Source organism: Dysgonomonas sp. Marseille-P4361 (assembly GCF_900343125.1).
In the GTDB taxonomy this organism is placed as follows: Bacteria; Bacteroidota; Bacteroidia; order Bacteroidales; family Dysgonomonadaceae; genus Dysgonomonas.
The window spans coordinates 268,954-289,587 of record NZ_OPYL01000003.1 but is presented as its reverse complement, the minus strand read 5'-3'; the positions used below and the strand labels follow the sequence as shown (position 1 = coordinate 289,587).

Genomic DNA, 20,634 nt, shown 5'->3' with positions numbered 1-20,634 from the left:
ATATTACCATAACTTTGCACCCAAATTTAACTTTTAAAGAATTACTCAATAATAACAGAATTAGACATAATGAGAGGAAATAGATTTAAGGCTCATCCTTGGCATGGGGTTAAGATCGGCGACAAAGTGCCTGAGGTAGTGACTTGTTTTATAGAAATAGTGCCAACGGATACAGTAAAATATGAGGTGGATAAAGAAACTGGTTATTTAAGTATAGATCGCCCGCAGAAATACTCGAATATAATCCCTGCCTTATATGGTTTTATTCCTCGTACTTACAGCTCAGATAGGGTTGCAGAAGTAACTAATCGTGCATTAGGACGTGATGATATAAAAGGAGATAGCGACCCTGTTGATATCTGTGTTCTGACAGAGAAGGATATAACGCATGGAGATATAATTGTGAAAGCCAGACCTATTGGAGGATTCCGTTTGCTGGATCATGATATGGCTGATGATAAGTTGATTGCAGTTTTAGAGAATGATGCTATCTATGGATCTTTCAGAGATATAAGTGATGTTCCGGCTATGGTGATTGATCGCTTGAAACATTATTTTACTACTTACAAAGATTTACCGGGGGATAAATCTCCTCGATGTATATTGACTGATATTTATGGGGTAGAGACAGCACATGATATAATTCTTAGAGCTAAAGAGGATTATGATCATAAGTATGGCGATTCTGTAGAGTGAAATAATCGGAGTTAGATCAGAGCTAAACCTTTTGATGAAAATATTTTTTCATAGGGGTGATATTAGCAGATTCGCTTATATTATTTACCTTTGCCCTCGTATTGTGTAACACGTATTATGGATTGGTTAAAAGAGGCTTTTATAGAACCTTCATCGGTTCAGTCTATCATTATAATATCCCTTGTTTCGGCTCTAGGCTTGCAATTAGGAAAGCTGAAATTGCTTAATATCTCTCTGGGGATTACTTTCGTCTTTTTTGTCGGAATATTTTTAGGTCACTTTGACCTGAACTTAAACGAAGAAATGTTGCACTTCGCCCAAAATTTTGGGCTTATTTTGTTTATATATGCCTTGGGACTGCAGGTGGGTCCCGGCTTTTTTTCATCTCTGAAGAAAGGGGGGCTTCGTTTAAATGCTTTAGCCTTAGGTGTTATATTCTTAGGCCTTATCTTTACAGTCATATTCAGCTTTGTTAGTAATGTTTCTTTGCCAAATATGGTTGGGGTTCTATGTGGTGCAACGACCAATACGCCAGCATTGGGAGCGGCTCAGCAAACATTGATGCAGTTGACCGGAGATTCGAAGGAGGTAGCAGAGATGGCGCTTGCTACAGCGGTTGCCTATCCTTTAGGTGTTGTAGGAGTAATCTTAGCTATTATATTCTTACGTCATTTCTTTGTGCCTAAAAATGAGCTTGAAAATAACTACGAGAAAAGAGAGAAAACAATGTATGTAGGAGAATTTCAGGTGACAAATCCGGCAATAGAAGGCAAAACTATCAAAGAGATAATGAAATTGACTCCGAAACATTTTGTTATTTCTCGTATCTGGCATGATGGAGTTGTAACTATTCCTACCTCAGAATGCATTCTTCGGCATAATGATCACCTTTTGATAATTTCCCAAAAATCAGATGTAGAGCATGTTAAAGTGCTCTTCGGAGAGCAGGAGAATGTGGATTGGAATAAAGAAGATATAGACTGGAATCATATTGATAACAGTCAGCTCGTTTCTCGTCGTATAATTGTTACCAATAGCAAGGTAAATGGTGTGAAACTAGGTGCTTTAAGACTTAGAAATACTTACGGTATAAATATCACCAGGGTAAACAGAGCCGGGATGGATTTGTTGCCATCGCCCAATCTGACGCTGTTGATAGGAGATAGAATGACAGTCGTAGGAGAGAAGGCTTCTATTGATAATGTTTCTAAAATATTAGGAAATGAAGAGAAGCGTTTAGATAAACCGAATCTTATCGCTATATTTTTAGGTATAGCTTTAGGGGTCGTTTTGGGTGTGCTTCCTATACCATTTCCGGGTATGGATTTTCCTGTAAAACTCGGTATAGCTGGAGGCCCTATAATTGTAGGAATACTGATGGGAGCCTTTGGTCCGCGTTTTCATATAACAACATATACTACTCAAAGTGCTAATCTATTGATGCGTCAGTTTGGCTTGACGGTGTATCTGGCATGTCTGGGGATTAGTTCAGGAGAGCATTTCTTTGAGACGGTATTCCAGACAGAAGGTCTTATTTGGGTAGGATTTGGCTTTGTATTAACAGTTCTTCCTGTGCTGATTATGGCATTAGTAGCAATGAAACTCTACAAAGTAGATTATGCTAAAAATGTAGGAATGTTGTGTGGTAGTATGGCTAACCCAATGGCGTTGAGTTATGTAAATTCGACTGTTGATGGCGATGAGCCGGCTGTAGCTTATGCTACAGTATATCCTATCTCCATGTTTGCCAGAATAGTATTTACACAGTTACTTCTGATGTTTTTCTTTTAGAGAAGGATCTCTTTTTATAGAAAAAAAGTTAAATAGTTTCTGTGAAATAAATCTATCTACGATGTTTGTTACTATTGTAAATAGAGCCTTTTTATTTAGTTACATGCCCAGGCTAAATAAGATAGTCCTTAAATCTGAATATATTAATCTAAATAATAAATACGATGAAAAAACTATTAAGTGGCATTGTTTGTGTGCTATGTTGTCTGTCTGCGTTTGGACAAGATTTTTATGCAGACAAACGTGCGGAATGGATGAGAAAGGCGGAGTTGAATAAGCCTAAGTTAATCTCTACAGTAAAGAAACCAATTCAAATAGTTAAGATTGAAAAATCAACTGATGCTTATCAGGGTTGGAAAGCTGTCTCTGCTGGTAATGTTGAGTCCTTGTACACATCTTCTTTTAAAGAAAATTCAGGAGTTATTGTGGATTTCGGAGAGCATATGACAGGGTATTATACATTTACCTTATCGCCTTTCAGAGGTGTTCCTGATGCTCCTGCTCGCTTTAAGTTTACTTTTGGTGAAGTCCCATCAGAAGTAGTGACTCCTTTCGACCCTTATAAAGGAACTTTGAGCCGTGCTTGGTTGCAAGATGAAACGGTTACGGCAATGGTAGTTCCAGGAAGTATAACTATACCTCGTCGATTATCTTTTAGGTATGTGAAAATAGAGTTGATAGGAGCTCCTAACTATGAGTTCTCCATGTCGGATATGTCTTGTGAAGCTGTATCTGCAGTATCTACTCCTGCCGAATCTTTGCCCGAATCGGTTGATCCTATAATAAGAGATATAGATAAGGTGGCGCATAATACACTGAAAGAGTGTATGCAAACAGTCTATGAAGATGGACCTAAAAGAGATCAGCGACTATGGATAGGTGACTTGTATTTGGAGTCTTTAGGGAATAATTATTCATTTAAACAATTTGACTTGACTCGTCGTTGCTTATATCTTCTTGCCGGATTGAGTAGCGAAGAGGGATATTTGATGGGATGTGTGTATGAGAATCTAGATCTAAAATCTATTCAAAATTTGTTTTTATTCGAATATGGATTGCTGTTTGGGGTAACTCTTAAAGATTATTATTTAGCAAGTGATGACAGGGAAACGGTTGAAGACTTATGGCCTGTAGCCAAGAAACAGTTAGATATAGTACGTAAATATATCAAAGAGGATGGCTTGATGGATTTTGAAAGAGCTAATAAGGAATGGTGGATATTTTTCGACTGGAAGGATGGTTTGTATAAGGAAGCTGCATTTCAGGGGTTCAGTATTTTTGCTCTAAATAATGCGTATGAATTGGCTAAGTTATTTGGGAAAGAATCAGAAGTGTCGGATATCCCTTCTCTTACCAAGAAAATGGCTAAAGCAGCTAAAAAATATATGTATGATAAGAAAACTGGAGTCTTTGTGGGTATGGGGGATAAGCAAGTGTCTTATGCTTCTCAGGTGTGGATGATATTGGCTGGTGTACCTACACAAAAAGAAGCTCAACAAGCATTAAAGGCTTTGCAGGAATTGCCGGATGTTTGTCGCCCGGGTACTCCGTATTTATATCATTATTATATTCAGGCTTTAATTGATTCTGGTTTAAAAGCTGAAGCTAAGAATGCTTTAATTGATTTTTGGGGAGGAATGGTGAAAAAAGGAGCAGATACGTTTTGGGAGGCATATGATCCTTTTGATGATTATATAAGTCCTTACAACTTTCATCCATTGAATAGTTATTGTCATGCATGGAGTTGTACTCCTGTTTACTTTATTCGAAAATATCCAGAGATATTTCAATAGGTTCTATTCTAATAGAAAAAAAGACTTACAAACTTGTAAGTCTTTTCTTTTTGTAGCGGGACCGGGACTTGAACCCGGGACCTCATGATTATGAATCATGCGCTCTAACCAGCTGAGCTATCCCGCCATCATCTTCTTAGCGGGTGCAAAAATAGGAGATTATTTTTTATAAAACAAGAGTTGAAGGCGAAAATAATTTAAATATTTTAGTTTGTTAAAAGGAATATGCTCATACCCAGTTAGAAATAGCTAATAAAAATTAAGAATATAATCTTTAGCAATATAAATAGCCTTTAACATTCTACTTTTTACTACTTTTGTAGTCGATTTTTGGATTATTATCAATGCTTAGAATAAAACGACTATATTTATTTATTATACAGACATTTGTTCCGGTCTTTTTTATGACTTTCGGAATTTGTCTTTTTATAGTCTTAATGCAGTTCTTGTGGAGGTATGTCGAGGAGATGGTCGGAAAAGGACTTGATGTACTTGTCTTGGGAGAACTCTTCTTTTATGCAGCATTGCAACTAATTCCCATGGCATTGCCTTTATCTCTGCTGCTGGCCTCTTTGATGACATTTGGAAATTTGGGAGAGCGGTTAGAATTACTTGCTATTAAGGCTGCGGGAGTGTCATTGTTGAAGGTTATGAGACCCTTGATCATATTGGTCGGGATGATTGCTATTGGAGCTTTCTTCTTTCAGAACTATGCAATGCCTGAGATTAATGTTAAATTCCGTTCTCTATTTATGTCAGTAAAAGGCAAGAAGCCTGAGTTGGAAATACCTGAAGGTGCTTTTTATGATGGGATAAAAGGATATAGTCTTTATATAAAAAAGAAGGATCCTAAGACAAGGATGTTGCATGATTTAAAGATCTATGATCTGTCTAAAGGATTTGATAACATGTCTATTATAGTTTGTGACTCAGGGATAATGCATGTCTCTGAAGATAAAACATTTCTTTTGTTTTCTCTGTATGATGGTCAGCAGTTCAGCAATGGACAGGAAAGTGATACAAGACGTGTCTCAAGCCAGAAAAATAAATTCATCTCTTATTTTAGGGAGAATTTTAAGCAGAAAGATGTTATAATTCCATTTAATACAGGCTTTGAACGAATGGATGAAGCCAATCTAGAAGGTACCTATGTCTCTAAAAATATACTCCAACTGGAAGAGTCTATTGATTCGATGAACCACCATTTGGATAGTTTGAATATTCGGGATAGGGAAGTTGTTGGAAAACAAATTTACTTAACATACAGAAATACAGACTTCTATAAGGAAAAGAAAATTGCCTTAGAGCAAAAAAAAGATAGTTTTCCCGATATGCAATTCGCAGAAGCAAAGATTCCTCCGCTAGATTTTGACTCTTTAATAAGCACATTTTCTCAGGAAAGGTTATCTCAATATCTGGAATCTGCATCTTCAGAAGCTCGGAACAATAGGGTAAACTCTTATATGATAGAGATTCCACAAAAAGAGTTTGTCCAGAAAAATATACGATATCACTTGATCGAGTGGCATCAAAAGTTTACGCTATCGTTTGCCTGCCTTATATTCTTCTTTATTGGGGCACCTTTGGGTGCAATTATTCGTAAAGGGGGACTCGGCATGCCTGTTGTTGTTTCGGTATGTCTTTTCATATTCTATTATATTATAAACAATATCGGATATAAATTTGCACGAGATGGAGTCTGGGAAGTTTGGCAGGGAATGTGGCTGAGCTCGGCTGTATTATTCCCATTAGGGGTATTCCTAACATATAAAGCCATGAATGATTCAGCTTTGTTTAATCCGGAAGCCTATAGCCGATTTATAAGAAAAATATTATTTATAAAAACTCCTCCAGCTTTGACATCCGAAGAGCGTCAAAATATAATAAATAGAATACCGGATGTATCCGAAATAGATGTTTATCCAGAACTATTATCTAGCTTGGAAGATATGGATAGCGATAAATTGAGACAAGTTGTTCGTGATCATGAAAAATATAATCTTGATAAGGAAGCTAGATTGGCAGCACTAAGTATTCTTAAACAGCGAGGAGCTGAACTTGGTGATATAATTGATCAGCAGGATAGAAAAAATATAGATAAAATTCAGTATTTTTACAATATCAACTCTATATATACAAGCATAGCATACTTGCTCTCAGTTTTAGCTTTGTTTGTAGTGAAAATTGAAGATCTTTCGTGGATCGTATATGCTGCATATTTTGTGCTGTTTATTCGTTCAATGATTTATTATCAGGCATTTTATAGAAATATACATACTAGAAATGCAATGTATCATGTAATTGTTATAGTTTTGTTGATAGCTTTTTACCCAATAACGAATTATCTGTATGTAAAAAAACAAATGGATAAAGATAAAATGGGTGTTGAAATTATAGATTAATATGCATTAATTATGAATAAGATAAAATTAGATACAGTAGAGGAAGCCATAGAAGAAATAAGAAAAGGTAATTTTGTTATTGTTGTAGATGATGAAGATCGTGAAAATGAAGGAGATCTAATTATTGCAGCAGAAGCAATTACTCCAGAGAAAATAAACTTTATGGAGACTCATGCAAGGGGGCTGATTTGTACTCCTCTTACGCCAAGTAGGTGTGAAGAGCTTGATTTACCAATGATGGTAACACATAATACAGCAACACACTCTACACCGTTTACTGTATCAATTGACTTGTTGAAAAACGGAGTTACTACCGGTATTTCAGCATATGACAGAGCGCAAACGATTTTAGCACTAACTAAACCGGAAACAAAACCCGAAGATTTTGGACGTCCTGGACATATATTCCCTCTGAAAGCGAAAGAGAAAGGAGTGCTAAGTAGAGTAGGTCATACCGAGGCTGCAGTAGATCTAGCACGCTTAGCGGGATTGTACCCAGCGGGCGTACTAATCGAAATTAAGAAAGAGGATGGCGAAATGGCTCGTTTGCCAGAGTTGAGAGAAATGGCAGACAAATTTAATTTGAAGCTTATTTCTGTTGCAGACCTAATTCGTTACAGACTCGAGCGCGAATCTCTTATCGAACGAGGTGCAGAAGTGCAAATGCCTACAGCTTATGGAAACTTCCGTTTAATACCTTTCAAACAAAAATCCAATGGTTTAGAGCATGTTGCTCTTATAAAAGGAACATGGGATAAAGATGAACAAGTTTTGGTCCGTGTGCATTCTTCATGTGTGACAGGGGATATCTTTGGCTCTTATCGCTGCGAATGTGGAGAGCAGCTTCACAAATCGATGCAAATGATAGAGAAAGCAGGTAAAGGAGTTATTATATATCTAAATCAGGAAGGACGAGGTATTGGTTTGATGGCTAAAATGGAGGCTTATAAATTACAGGAAGAAGGTTTTGATACAGTAGATGCAAATCTGCATTTGGGATATAGAGCCGATGAACGTGATTATGGGGTAGGAGCTGCTATCTTAAGGGAGTTGGAGGTTAGCCAAATGAGACTACTGACCAATAATCCAGTAAAAAGAAGAGGCTTAGAATCATTTGGCCTGACAGTCGTAGATAATGTGCCAATTGAGGTGAGCCCAAATAAATACAATGCATTTTATATGCAGACTAAAAAAGAACGTATGGGACACGATCTGCATAATGTAGATTGATAGTCGTATCAGATAAAAATAAATCTAAATCTTTATAAACATGTCACAAGCATCGCAACGTATAGCCAGTCTTGCAGTTTCAGAAACGCTGGCTATGTCTCAAAAAAGTAATGAACTAAAGGCTCAGGGGATCAATGTTATAAATCTGAGCGTGGGTGAACCTGATTTTTTTACACCAGAACATATAAAAAACGCTGCGAAAAAAGCAATTGATGACAATTTCTCATTCTATACACCTGTCCCGGGTTATTTGTCTTTAAGACAAGCTATATGTCAGAAACTAGAGAAAGAAAACGGATTGTCTTTTAAACCAGAGCAGATTATCTGTTCCAATGGAGCTAAGCAGTCGGTTTGTAATGCGGTTCTAAGTATTGTTAATCCAGGAGATGAAGTGATTATTCCTGCTCCATGTTGGGTTAGCTATATCGAAATGGTAAAATTGGCAGAAGGGACAAGTGTAATTATAGAAACAGAAATAGATCAGGATTTTAAAGTAACGCCTGCTCAATTGGAGGCGGCGATTACTCCAAAGTCAAGAGCAATTATTCTTTGCTCTCCTTCCAATCCAACAGGAAGTGTGTACACAAAAAATGAATTAAAAGCTTTGGCTGATGTATTGGCGAAATATCCTAATATTATTATTATCGCAGACGAGATTTATGAGCATATCAATTATGTAGGGAAGCATGAAAGTATTGCTCAGTTTGAAAATGTAAGAGATAGAGTCGCTATTATAAATGGGGTATCCAAAGCATATGCGATGACAGGATGGCGTTTAGGTTGGATGGCTGCTCCTCAGTGGTTAGCTTCGGCTTGCAATAAACTACAAGGACAATATACTTCAGGACCTTCTTCTATTGCACAAAAAGCAGCAGAGGCAGCATATCTTGGCGATCAGCAATGTATTGAAGATATGCGTCAGGCATTCGCACGCCGTAGAGATTTAATTGTAAAATTAGCTTCAGAAATAGAAGGTTTCAAAGTAAACAAGCCTGAAGGAGCATTCTACCTATTCCCCGAGTGTAGCTATTATTTCGGAAAATCGTATAATGGTAGAACTATAAACACATCGGCAGATTTAGCTATGTTTTTACTTGAAGAAGGACATGTGGCTAGTGTTGGTGGATTGGCATTCTCTGCTCCTAACTATATTCGTTTTTCATACGCTACATCGGATGAGAACATTGTAGAAGCGATGAGACGTGTAAAAGAAACGTTAGCAAAGTTGAAATAGGGGTAATTAGAATATAAAATAATAAAAGTCCGATTGAAATTCAATCGGACTTTTATTATATGTGGCTAGCCATTTATGGGAGGCTTATTCTTTTGCTCCTTTCTGTACCTCATCCATTACACGAAGGAAATTACTTCCCCATATTTTTTCTATCTCCTCGTCAGTATAACCTCTTTCAATAAGTTTAACTGTGATGTTTATCATGTCATTGCTTCCTGTGCATCCAATAAGCCCTCCACCTCCATCAAAGTCGGAAGCTATACCAACGTGGTCTATTCCTGCTATCTTCACAGCATAGTCGATATGGTCTATGGCATCCATAATACTCGCTTTCTTCGTTTCTTTATTAATGAATAAATCAACAAGGCAGATTTGTACTACTCCTCCATTTTTAGCAATAGCTTTCATTTGTTTATCGGTAAGGTTTCTATCGTGGTAGCAAAGAGCCTGAGCTGATGAATGTGAAGCTATAATGGGTTGAGTAGATAATTCGATAACATCCCAAAACGTTTTTTCTCCGGCATGAGATACATCGATCATTATTCCTAATCGGTTCATTTCTTTTATAACCTCACGGCCAAAAGGACTTAATCCATTCCACTCATTGTTACTTTTGCTTGAAGTGTCGCAAATATCATTATCCTTTGTATGGCATAAGGTTATATAATTTACCCCCATGTTTTTGAAATATTCTATATTTTTGATGTCCTTCCCAATACCATATCCATTTTCTATTCCAATAAAAATAGCTTTTTTTCCTTCCTTTTTTAATCTAATCAAGTCTTTGGTAGTGTATGCAATACCGCATACGTCTTGATTCATTTCTACTTGCTTGTGTATCCCTTTTATCAATCCTTCTATCTTTTCTACAGTCTTTTGAGAAGAAGCAGCGTCTCGCGGTCCTTGTGCAGTATATGCTGCGAAGAATATAGCATCAAGCATACCTTCTTCTATCTTTGGAATATTTACCTGGTTTTCTTCTCTATTCCCGATATTGAAACCTGACTTCTTAAACTCTAAAGGGGTGTCACAATGGGTATCTACTGACAATATTTTTTTGTGAAGCTCTTTTGCCTTTCCGAAAGTTTTAGCTTCGTTGATGATAAAGTCAAAGATTTTTTGCATTGTTGTGTCTCCTTTTGCTGCATGACTTTCCGGATGCCATTGTATACCAAGAATTGAACGATTTGGGTAGGCTTCAATAGCTTCTGTTATTCCATCTGATGTTTTAGCTGAAATAATGAAATGAGGTGCTATCTTCTTTACAGCCTGATGATGATAAGTGTTGGTTAGTACTTCTGTTTGACCTAATATTTCAGCTAGTTTCGATTTTTTTTCTATAGTAACCAAGTGTGTGCCCTCCTCTCTAGGCTGAGTTTGTTTATGTTCAATACTTTTATTCGCAAATTGTTTGGGGATATCTTGATATAATGAGCCTGCAAATGCTACATTAATGAGTTGCTCTCCTCTGCATATGCCTAACATGGGGATATTTCTGTCAGAGGCAAGTTTTAGCAATGTTTGGTCGTAAATATCGCGTATAGAATCTACGATGTTTATGTCGGGTAGGGGAGTCTCGTTATAATAGATAGGGTTAATATCGTCACCGCCAATCAGAACTAATCCGTCCAGATCTTTAACGATTTCTCTTAAGGTATTATTATCTGTTATTGACGGAACAATTATAGGGATGCCACCGGCTTTCAATATAGACTCTACGTATGTACCCGAAACTATAGAACCTCCATGAGTTCCTCTGGATGCAGATATACCAATAAGTGGCATTCGTTTGTACTGATTTTGGTGAGCTGTCCCAATGTCTATATCCTTATATAATTTTGTTAGTTCAGGGGAAATGCTTTGCTGTGCATTTAGACTGCTGATAAGTAATAGGAAGAATAGTATAATTGTTGATATCTTTTGCATAATAATATATCTATAATGTTGTCTGTTGAAGAGTTAAGTATATAATTGTTTTTTGATCCAGTCTTTGCCGATCGTTAGACGTGTTACCATAACGGAGCATGTGACATTTCCGGTAGAATTTATAAGAGTAGCAGGTATATCAATAATAGTACTGATAATCATTAAAGTTCCTGCTAACTGAGGTGAGAATCCGAATATTGAACAAATAAGAAGTTCGCCAGTCATTCCTCCACTAGGGATTGCTCCCATTACTGCCCCCACCAGTAATGCAACACCTATTATCATAAATATATCGGATGAGGAAGTCAGTTCTTGTCCAAAGATAGTCAGTAGAAATGTAACTTTTATTATTCCAGCCATAACAGAGCCGTCTTTGTGTATATTTGTTCCCAGAGGAATCACTGTCTCTGCAATATTATCTGGTACGCCCATTCTTTTTGAGGCTTCTATATTAACAGGTATACAAGCAGCACTGGAGGAAGTTGCTATGGCCATCAAGGATGGATTTATCATATTTTTCCAAAAAATACCTAATGCCTTTCTTCCTCCGGATAAATAAATGTAAAGCGAATTTAGTCCGAAATAGCTAACAATGGTGAGTAGCAGGTAGAGGAAGAATACATGCATATATCCTGCTAATATTTGGTTTCCTAATTGTCCTACGGTATCTGCAAAATAACAGCCTAAGCCTATAGGTGCTGCTTTCATAATAATTTGCATCATTTTCATAATAACATTGGTACCTGCATTAAGAAAATCGGCTATGAGTTTCCCTTTTTCTCCTGAGAAAGCGGTAGCTAGTCCTAAAAAAACAGAAAATATAATAAGGGGAAGTAAGTTCGATTTTGTAAATAGTAACTGAAAGTCGGAAACAGTCAAGGTGTTTACTATAATATCTGCTGACGATATTTGTCTGATAGATTGCTCAGGGAGTGAAGATATAATATCTTCTTTATTTATGTTTTCGAGAGGGTTATAAATGAGGGTGAGAAAATAGGCTACAAAAGCAGAAATAACAGCCGTAAACAGAAAGACTAATATAATATTGACAATAACTTTCTTTACTGTATTAGACTGCTTCATATTACAAATGGAAGACGAAATGCTGAAAAATACTAACGGTACGATAAGCACAAACATTAGATTAAGAAATATGTCTCCAATCGGTTTTACTACAGAAGCTTGTTCTCCAAAAAGAATACCGGAAAGCCCACCAAGTAAAATGCCTCCGAGTAAGAATATAGTAAATCTATAATTTTTTAGAACGCTCATTTTTTTTTTGATCAAATTGTGATTGAACAAAATTATTGAAAATCTATTCAACTAAACACAAAATATTGAAATAAAAGAAAACGAAGCTAATTCTTTGCTTTTTCCTAATGTTTCCTAGTATATTGATTGTCTTATTATTGAGAAAAACTTCATAAAAAATCAGTAAAAAAACGTTGATAACCCTTGTTATTATAATAAATATGCATATATTTGCACCGCAATTGCAGATATGGTGGTCGTAGCTCAGTTGGTTAGAGCGTCGGATTGTGGTTCCGAAGGTCGCGGGTTCGAGCCCCGTCTTCCACCCAGACAAAAGCCGTTAGTTATTTACTAGCGGCTTTTTTGTTTTATATAGTATTGTCAATATAAAAAGCCCACTTAAGTGGGCTTGTGAAGGCTTATATATTTATTAGTTCTTTTTATACACCAATCTTATTTTCCACTTTAAGAACCGGTACAGGTAATTGTATTCCGTATTCTTTGAAAAGACGATCTATCTCAAAACGAATATCACTAGCTATAATATCATTGTTGTAAGAGTCATTGATAAAATAGCGAAGGTGAAAACGAAGAGATGATTCTCCAAAATGATCTAATATTACAGTTGGTTCAGGTGATTTCAAAACTGATTCTATGTTTTCTACGCTTTTAAGCAATACTTCTTTTACCAATTGTACATCAGTGCCTATGTATACGCCAACTTCGATCTTTGCTCTGGTTACCACATCATCTTGTGTCCAGTTATTGATAATTTCATTAATGAATATGCGATTAGGAATAACTAATATCCGTCTGTCTCTTGTTTTTACGATTGTAGATCGAAGATTTATTTCATTTACTTTGGCTACTTTCCCATTTACATCTATAATATCTCCAATATTCAAAGTTCTATCAAGTAGAATGTAGATACCGGCAATCAAATCTTGAAATATCTGTTGCAGGGCAAACCCTAATCCAACAAATATAGCAGCCGTTGCTGTTAAAAACATACTTATGTTTACTCCTATGGCACTCAGTATAGAGAAGAACACAATAACGTATATAAAATAGCTAAGGAAGTTGAAAACAGTTTCTATTCTCCCATTGTCATTAATAGCAAAGATACGAATAACAGCTTTCTTTATTAATTTAATAATAAAGTAGGTAATGAGAAATGTAATGATGGCGAATATAATAGTGCCTACTGTTATGTTGATGTGTTCACCTTTATAAAGTTCATAACTGAAGATCTTCGTAATTCCGTGTAATATAGAGTTCATGTATCGTTTGAATGAATAATGATATTATTTATGATTATATCTTTCGCAAAAATACCTAAAATACCCAATATAAGTATATTTATCTCTTTTCTTTTTAGAGTAGACCTTTTTTAGCCTCTTCATTTTTATATTAAAAATTGAGATTTGGTTTAAATATGGCAATATTACTTAGGGTCTGATAATAAATTTAGTGTTTTTAACGCTAGAAAAAAGATGAATAATATATTTTTTATAAAAAAAATGTATATTTTCGATTATTGTTTACGATATAGTAAAAAGTATACATATAGAAGAATATTTATTATCAATTGTAAAGTATTCAAATGTAGAATTGTGGAGATTTTGCTATGCGTTCTTCAGATAAATAACAAACTTTTCAAATAAGATGGTGAAAAATAATTGTGTTCAACAAAAACATAAAATAGCATTATACTGTTTTTTAGTTTTTAGTTTTTTTCTCTTTAATGATTTGCAGGCTCAAGTAACTATTGGTAGTGATCAAAAAGCTAATTCAGGTAGCTTGCTTGATCTTAAGCAAAATGCAGATGGAACATCTTTAAAAGGTTTGGCGTTGCCACGTGTAATACTTAAATCATTGAAAATTCCCGAAAATGAAACGAGTCTATCAGTTACTGTCAGGGATGCTACAGGAGAATGGAATAAAGATGAGCATATAGGGTTAATGGTCTATAATGTTAGCGTGTACGATGAATGTGATTCTTATACGTTTCGCCCAGGACCTTATGCTTGGGATGGAGATAAATGGCAATACTTGATTGATATAAAAAAGAATCCTGAGGTAAAAGAATATGTAGATGCTCGTGACGGAGAAAAATATCTCTATAGACGTTTTGGGGATGCTGGGGAATGGATGTTGGAACATTTGAAGTATATTCCTAAGGCGGAAGACTACTCCAGTATTAGCCCTTTCCCGGACATTGAGGCTGGAACTGATGCGGAAAATGATCCAACTCGTAAATTGTATTATTACCCTAATTCAGATTTGAGTACGCCTGGAATTCCTAATCCAATTACATGGAGACCAAATCAAGGTATATTATATACTTATTCTGCTGCAACTTTAGGAGCACAAGATGATGTTGAGGATAATCAAGGACGTACTCCTTATGATCCTGATGCAGAAGGACCTCTTCAACCTATACAAGGAATCTGTCCTCCAGGATGGCATATTCCGAATGATAAGGAATGGAGCGCATTAGAAAAAGAAATTTATAATAATGCGAATAAATATAGCCAATATAAATTAGGAGATGGTTTGCCTTTTATCCCTGAAGAATGGAATGTAAATACAGAAGATGGTTCGGATTGGGAACTCCATACTGATGGACCAAGAGGGGTGTTAGAGGATGAAAATGGTAATCCTCGTCCCGGACATGGATATGCAATGATGAGTCAATGTCCTCCGATAGGTGGGGCTCTTCAAGAAACAGAAGGAAGAAGTTTATCTGCATTACAAGGAGGTTTTGATGTTATTCTTTCTGGAGGAGCGATGGATGGGATGAATGATGGGTATGGTGTTTTAGCTGCTTTCTGGACCAGTAGCGTTGCCGAAAGTGATTCTGCATGGGCTCGTATGATTACAGCAGGGGATGGGCAGCCTCAACAAGTCGCCCGTATGCCATATGGTCGATTTGTGTTAACTAATGTAAGATGTAAACGATAATATTTATAATAGCCAAAAAAGCCCGAGGAATTCCTCGGGCTTTTTTGGCTATTATGTTTGTTCTTTAAATAGAAAGAATTTTCAATGTTCTCAATAAGTCTTCTTGTACAGGTTTATTCTTCTTTATTGCTTTAGAAAAAGGAACATATACTATCTTATCGTTTTGAATACCTATCATAACATTTCGTTGATCGTCAAGTAGTGCATCTATAGCTGCTGCGCCCATTCTACTAGCTAAGATTCTATCATTAGCAGTAGGAGATCCTCCTCGTTGTACGTGCCCTAGTATTGATACACGAACATCATATTGAGGATATTCTTTTTTGACACGCTCGGCCATAGCCATTGCTCCTCCAGTAATGTTTCCCTCTGTTACTAACACTAAGCTACTGTTTTTACTTTTACGAAAACCATTAGAGATAAGGTCTGCCAATTGGTCTTTTAGTTCGGACATCTCTGGGATAATAGCAGCTTCAGCACCCGAAGCAATAGCTCCGTTTAGTGCAAGGAAACCACATTCACGTCCCATAACTTCGATAAAGAATAGGCGTTCGTGTGAACTCGCTGTATCTCTTATTTTGTCTACAGCTTGCATAATGGTATTTAAGGCAGTATCATACCCTATTGTCGAATCTGTCCCAAACAAGTCGTTGTCGATAGTCCCTGGTAGCCCTACTATAGGATAGTTAAATTCCTGAGCTAAAATTCGTGCACCAGTTAGAGAGCCATCACCACCTATGACAACTAATGCATCGATCCCTTCTCTTACAAGAGCTTCGTAAGCTATTTTTCGTCCTTCAGGAGTTCTGAATTCTTCGCTACGAGCTGTCCTAAGTATAGTCCCTCCTTGTTGTATGATGTTACTTACACTGTTGCTTTTGAAGGTTTCTATTTCGTCGTAGATCAAACCTCTGTATCCACGCATAATCCCCTTTACTTCAATGCCGTTGTAGATAGCAGAGCGGGTTACGGCTCTAATAGCAGCATTCATACCAGGAGCATCACCTCCAGATGTTAAAATACCAATACACTTAATGTTAGACATAACTTTATATATTTACCTTAATGATTTTCCTCAAAATTTGCTGATGCAAAAATATAAAATAAATTTCACGAAAAAGCTACTAAATCGTATCAATCCTATTAAATAAAGATATTATTACTTTTAATTAAGAGAGGAGGCTCTTAGTTCATTTATTTTAGTTTCTACATCCTCCATTTGCCATTTAGGAGTAGATGTTGCACCGCAAATCCCAATAGATGCAGTAGGCTTAATTACAGTAGGGTCTATATCATCAGGAGTCGTAATAAAATAAGAATTTGGATTGTATCTTTTACATTCAGCGAACAGAACTTTTCCGTTCGAACTTTTTTCTCCCGCAACAAAGAATATCATGTCATGTTTTTGGGCAAATTCTTTAATATTAGGGATTCTATTTGAAACTTGTCGACAGATGGTGTCGAAGAATTCAAATTTGGCATCGCCAATCATACGGCTTTGAATGATGTCAATAACTTCTTGAAAGCCATCCAAAGGTTTTGTTGTCTGAGAAAATAAGCAAATATTCCTAGTAAAGTCCAACTTGTCTAAATCTTCTTTCTTCTCAATAACGATGGCGTTTGCTTCTGTTTGTCCCATCAGTCCATTAACTTCAGCATGTCCGTTTTTACCATAAATGACAATCTGAGTATTGTTGTCTTTTTCCTTGTCGTATTTGTCGTGTATTTTCTTTTGTAGTCGCAATACAACAGGGCATGAAGCATCTATTATCTCAATATTATTTTCTTTGGCTATCTGGTAAGTTGAAGGTGGCTCGCCATGTGCCCTTAGCAGGACTCTGGCATTCTTTAATTGTGCAAATTCTTCGTGATCGATTGTTTTCAAACCTAATCTTTCTAATCTGTCTACTTCCAGATTATTGTGAACAATATCACCAAGGCAGTATAAGATGCCACCTTTGGCTAATTCTTCTTCGGCTTTTTTTATAGCGTTAACAACGCCAAAACAAAAACCGGACTTAGTATCTATCTCTATGTTACTCATTAATTTGTAGTTATTTGTTTGAACTTGTCTATCAACCATTGCATTTGTTCGTCAATGGTCATATATGAATTATCCAAGAGAATTGCATCTTCGGCTTGTACAAGAGGGCTCTCTTTTCGCGTCTGATCCATGTAATCTCTGGATTTTAAATTTTCTAAAACCTCTTCATATGTGGTTTTGTTGTCTCCTTTAGAGCGTAATTCGTCAAAACGTCTTTGGGCTCTGATTTCAGCTTTAGCAGTAACAAATACTTTCATTTCTGCATTAGGAAAAACAACGGTTCCTATATCTCTACCATCCATGACAATACCCTTTTCTTTACCCATTTTCTCAAGCAGGGCTACTATAGCACGTCTTACAAAAGGGATTGCACTTACAATACTTACTTTGGATGAAACTTCCATGCTTCTGATGTTTGCTTCTACATTTACACCATTTAAGTATGTTTCGGGTAGTCCTGATGTTTTGTTGAGTTTAAATTCTATTTTTATGTTATCGATCTGGTTTTGCAATTTGTCTTCATTAAGAGTATCATTTTCGAAGAACCCTTCTTGAATACAATATAAAGTTATAGCCCGGTACATAGCTCCACTATCTATGTATATGTAACCTATTTCTTTTGCCAAGCTTTTAGCCATTGTACTTTTTCCGTTTGAGGAAAAACCGTCTATTGCGATAACTATTTTTTTCATATTTACATTAAAAACATTTTATAAGAACAAATGTTTAGGAATAATTGGTTAAAATTTATATTACTGTAATTAAGAAGGCAAAGATAACTTAAATAAAACATACTCTTCTGCTATCGTGTAAGCAATTCCTGCAACTTATTGTTGAAATTATAAGATGAAAATATGTTTTATTGTTAGAAAAAAAGATTACTTTTGCAGTCGAAAACATTTTAAAAGAAAAATGATAAACCGCGTTCTTATTCGTATCAGAGTAGTACAGATATTATTCTCTTATAGTCAAGAAGAGAAGATAGATTTGAAAAAAGCAGAAACAGAATTGCTTTTTAGTTTACAAAAATCATATGATTTGTACTTTTATCTCTTATCTCTTATGGTTGAGCTTACCGAAGTGTATGAACAAAAAGTAGATGCTCGTAAGTCCAAACTACTCCCTTCTCAAGAGGACATGCGTCCTAATACAAAATTGTTAGAAAATAAGTTTATTAAGCAACTTGCCCAAAACGAATCGTTACAGAAGTATTTATCTGAAAGACCTTTTTCTTGGTTAGATCAAAACGAAACGTTTTTAAGAAAATTGCTGGATGATATATTGAACTCTGAAATTTATGCAGACTATCTTTCAAATAAAGAAGATGGATATGCTGAAGATCGTGAGTTTTGGCGTAAAGTTTTTAAGCAAATGCTTTCGGCAAATGAGGAATTGTGTACTATTCTTGAAGATGAAAGTCTTTATTGGAATGACGATATAGAGATAATTGAGTCGTTTGTGCTGAAAACAATAAAACGATTTGATGAATCTAAAGGAGCATTACAAGAATTGCTTCCGATGTTTAGAGATGAAACAGATAGAGAGTTTGCTGTTAAGCTATTTAGAGAATCATTGCTGAATGGGAAGGAGTATCGTGAGCTTATTGATAAATATACACACAACTGGGAGAGTGAACGTATAGCATTGATGGATATGGTGATTATGCAAATCGCGATTGGAGAATTACTAATATTCCCTTCTATTCCAGTAAACGTAACGTTGAATGAATATATAGATATTGCAAAATCATATAGTACAGCAAAAAGTGCCTCTTTCATTAATGGAGTACTAGATTCTATCGTAAAAGAGTTAAAAGAAGAAAAGAAAATCTTCAAGAAGTGATAATATGATTTTCTATTAATTCTATTTTAAAATATTCCCTTATATTTGTAAATAGATTAAATTTTAAGAGAAATAATATAAAAAAATAAAGAATTTATGACCTTATTAAATGTTTTATTACAAGCTGCCGGAGGTGGCGGTTTCATGGCTTCGAGTGGAGGAATGATCGTGATGATGGTACTGTTGTTTGCTATCATGTACTTCTTTATGATTAGACCACAACAAAAGAAACAAAAACAAATACAAGAAGCACGTAATGCTATCAAAGTAGGAGATAAAGTAGTTACAGCAGGTGGTATTCACGGTAAAGTTCGTGAGATTGGAGAAACATACTTCATCGTAGAGATTGCAGAAGGAACTAAGATAAAAATAGAAAAAGCTTCTGTATATGTTTCTGCAGAAGATACTCAAGCAAATAGCAAATAAATAGTTTATTCCATCAAAGATGGGATGTAATTTAAGGTATAGCTGATATGAGCGATACTAGAGATATAAATAAGGGGGTCAGATCATTTTTCAAGACATTATCATGGAAAAAGATACTGACTTTCCTGCTTTTTGTACTTTTAGCTACTATCTTCTGGCTAATGCAAATATGGAGGCAAAGCTTTGAGACTACTCTCCGTATCCCTATCAAATATGTAAATGTGCCGGATAGTATTATCTTTGAGAGGGATCTTATAGATGATATAGAGGTCAAAATAAAAGATGACGGAGCTGCTATACTTCGGTATTTTTTTACAAGAAGAAATGACTCTTTAATCATAGATGTAAGAAATCAGATTAAAGGATCTAAAGAGAATGTTATACAAGGAGCAACTTACGAACAGCTGATACATACAAAACTGTTCTTTTCGTCTACATTGGTGAGCTATTTTCCTTCTAAGTTGACATACACATATGATGTGTTGCATCAGAAGAAATTACCCGTTATATACGATGGTTATGTTAATTTAGCACCTGGTTATCTGTTGGATGGAGATTTGTTGATTTCACCGGACTCTGTTATGGTATATGGTAGTCGTGCCGCTTTAGATACGCTTAGATATGCACTTACTAAGAATGATACGCTAAATAATATAACATCTACTAAAGAGCTAAAGGTGTCGATGAAAGATATAAAAGGTATAAAATATATTCCAAATCAAATATCTTTGACTATTCCGGTTGATGAGTTTATGCAAAAAGAAGTAGAGGTTCCTGTTGTCTGTGTTAACTTACCTTCCAACCTTAATATTAAATTCTTTCCATCTTCAGTTAAAATTCCATTATTTGTGGGATTGAAAAGGTCTAATGCAATAAAAAAAGAAGATTTTAAAGTTATTGTTAATTATGATGACTTAAAAGATTTGAAAGATCCTTCTATTCCTGTCAGAATAGCTGCAAGTCCCGATTATGTACAGACAAAACCACCAATCCCTTCTGAAGTAGAGTTTGTACTTGAACAGAAATAACTCAATT

16 protein-coding genes and 2 tRNA genes are annotated in these 20,634 nt (G+C 35.7%); 11 read left to right on the top strand and 7 right to left on the bottom strand.

Annotation, left to right across the window (positions count from 1 at the left end; translation table 11 throughout):
• Window positions 1–69 precede the first annotated feature (69 nt).
• From DHU68_RS07585 to DHU68_RS07575, 3 genes are all read left to right on the top strand, one after another.
• Window positions 70–696: an inorganic pyrophosphatase gene (locus DHU68_RS07585; protein WP_108822373.1), complete on the top strand. Its 627-nt coding sequence runs from the start codon at window positions 70–72 to the stop codon at window positions 694–696.
• A gap of 117 nt (window positions 697–813) precedes the next feature.
• Window positions 814–2,487 (top strand): putative transporter, encoded by a 1,674-nt coding sequence (locus DHU68_RS07580; protein WP_108822372.1) that lies wholly within the window; start codon window positions 814–816, stop codon window positions 2,485–2,487.
• A gap of 164 nt (window positions 2,488–2,651) precedes the next feature.
• On the top strand, window positions 2,652–4,280 hold the full coding sequence (locus tag DHU68_RS07575) for a family 78 glycoside hydrolase catalytic domain (RefSeq protein ID WP_108822371.1): 1,629 nt from the start codon (window positions 2,652–2,654) through the stop codon (window positions 4,278–4,280).
• A 53-nt stretch (window positions 4,281–4,333) separates the two neighbouring features.
• On the opposite strand, the gene DHU68_RS07570 is transcribed toward DHU68_RS07575, so the two are convergent.
• Window positions 4,334–4,407 (bottom strand) — tRNA-Met (locus tag DHU68_RS07570).
• A gap of 217 nt (window positions 4,408–4,624) precedes the next feature.
• On the opposite strand from DHU68_RS07570, the gene DHU68_RS07565 reads away from it, so the two are divergent.
• From DHU68_RS07565 to DHU68_RS07555, 3 genes are read left to right on the top strand one after another with little or no spacing between them, the layout of a single operon-like run.
• On the top strand, window positions 4,625–6,682 hold the full coding sequence (locus tag DHU68_RS07565) for an LptF/LptG family permease (RefSeq protein WP_108822370.1): 2,058 nt from the start codon (window positions 4,625–4,627) through the stop codon (window positions 6,680–6,682).
• 12 nt (window positions 6,683–6,694) lie between these two features.
• Window positions 6,695–7,912 carry a bifunctional 3,4-dihydroxy-2-butanone-4-phosphate synthase/GTP cyclohydrolase II gene (locus DHU68_RS07560; protein ID WP_108822369.1) on the top strand — a complete coding sequence of 406 codons (1,218 nt, stop codon included), beginning with the start codon at window positions 6,695–6,697 and terminating at the stop codon, window positions 7,910–7,912.
• Between the two features lie 40 nt (window positions 7,913–7,952).
• Window positions 7,953–9,146 (top strand): pyridoxal phosphate-dependent aminotransferase, encoded by a 1,194-nt coding sequence (locus tag DHU68_RS07555; protein ID WP_108822368.1) that lies wholly within the window; start codon window positions 7,953–7,955, stop codon window positions 9,144–9,146.
• An 84-nt stretch (window positions 9,147–9,230) separates the two neighbouring features.
• Here DHU68_RS07555 and DHU68_RS07550 read toward each other — a convergent pair whose 3' ends face one another.
• Both DHU68_RS07550 and DHU68_RS07545 read right to left on the bottom strand, forming a co-directional pair.
• Entirely contained in the window at window positions 9,231–11,072 is a 1,842-nt protein-coding gene (locus tag DHU68_RS07550; protein ID WP_108822367.1) for a gamma-glutamyl-gamma-aminobutyrate hydrolase family protein, read from the bottom strand.
• A 33-nt stretch (window positions 11,073–11,105) separates the two neighbouring features.
• Window positions 11,106–12,344: a dicarboxylate/amino acid:cation symporter gene (locus tag DHU68_RS07545; RefSeq protein WP_108822366.1), complete on the bottom strand. Its 1,239-nt coding sequence runs from the start codon at window positions 12,342–12,344 to the stop codon at window positions 11,106–11,108.
• A gap of 231 nt (window positions 12,345–12,575) precedes the next feature.
• On the opposite strand from DHU68_RS07545, the gene DHU68_RS07540 reads away from it, so the two are divergent.
• A tRNA-His gene (locus DHU68_RS07540) sits at window positions 12,576–12,651 on the top strand.
• Window positions 12,652–12,763: 112 nt separating this feature from the next.
• Here DHU68_RS07540 and DHU68_RS07535 read toward each other — a convergent pair.
• A complete protein-coding gene (locus tag DHU68_RS07535) occupies window positions 12,764–13,603 on the bottom strand; it encodes a mechanosensitive ion channel family protein (RefSeq protein WP_108822365.1) in 840 nt (279 codons plus the stop codon).
• A gap of 385 nt (window positions 13,604–13,988) precedes the next feature.
• On the opposite strand from DHU68_RS07535, the gene DHU68_RS07530 reads away from it, so the two are divergent.
• Window positions 13,989–15,287, top strand: a complete 1,299-nt coding sequence (locus DHU68_RS07530) for an FISUMP domain-containing protein (RefSeq protein WP_108822364.1) — start codon at window positions 13,989–13,991, stop codon at window positions 15,285–15,287.
• A gap of 64 nt (window positions 15,288–15,351) precedes the next feature.
• Here the strand turns inward: DHU68_RS07530 and pfkA are convergent, their stop codons facing one another.
• The 3 genes from pfkA to cmk all read right to left on the bottom strand — a co-directional run bounded on the left by pfkA (window position 15,352) and on the right by cmk (window position 18,023).
• Entirely contained in the window at window positions 15,352–16,332 is a 981-nt protein-coding gene (gene pfkA / locus DHU68_RS07525) for a 6-phosphofructokinase (protein ID WP_108822363.1), read from the bottom strand.
• A 120-nt stretch (window positions 16,333–16,452) separates the two neighbouring features.
• A complete protein-coding gene (locus DHU68_RS07520; protein ID WP_108822552.1) occupies window positions 16,453–17,331 on the bottom strand; it encodes a 4-hydroxy-3-methylbut-2-enyl diphosphate reductase in 879 nt (292 codons plus the stop codon).
• On the bottom strand, window positions 17,331–18,023 hold the full coding sequence (cmk, locus tag DHU68_RS07515; protein ID WP_108822362.1) for a (d)CMP kinase: 693 nt from the start codon (window positions 18,021–18,023) through the stop codon (window positions 17,331–17,333). Before cmk ends, DHU68_RS07520 begins: the two co-directional genes overlap by 1 nt.
• Before the next feature lie 220 nt (window positions 18,024–18,243).
• Between cmk and nusB the strand changes: the two genes are divergently transcribed.
• From nusB to DHU68_RS07500, 3 genes are all read left to right on the top strand, one after another.
• The gene (gene nusB, locus DHU68_RS07510; protein ID WP_108822361.1) at window positions 18,244–19,173 is read left to right on the top strand and encodes a transcription antitermination factor NusB; all 930 of its coding nucleotides are present in this window, start codon (window positions 18,244–18,246) and stop codon (window positions 19,171–19,173) included.
• Window positions 19,174–19,269: 96 nt separating this feature from the next.
• Window positions 19,270–19,599, top strand: a complete 330-nt coding sequence (gene yajC / locus DHU68_RS07505; RefSeq protein ID WP_108822360.1) for a preprotein translocase subunit YajC — start codon at window positions 19,270–19,272, stop codon at window positions 19,597–19,599.
• Between the two features lie 47 nt (window positions 19,600–19,646).
• Window positions 19,647–20,627 carry a CdaR family protein gene (locus DHU68_RS07500; protein ID WP_108822359.1) on the top strand — a complete coding sequence of 327 codons (981 nt, stop codon included), beginning with the start codon at window positions 19,647–19,649 and terminating at the stop codon, window positions 20,625–20,627.
• Window positions 20,628–20,634: the final 7 nt, after the last annotated feature.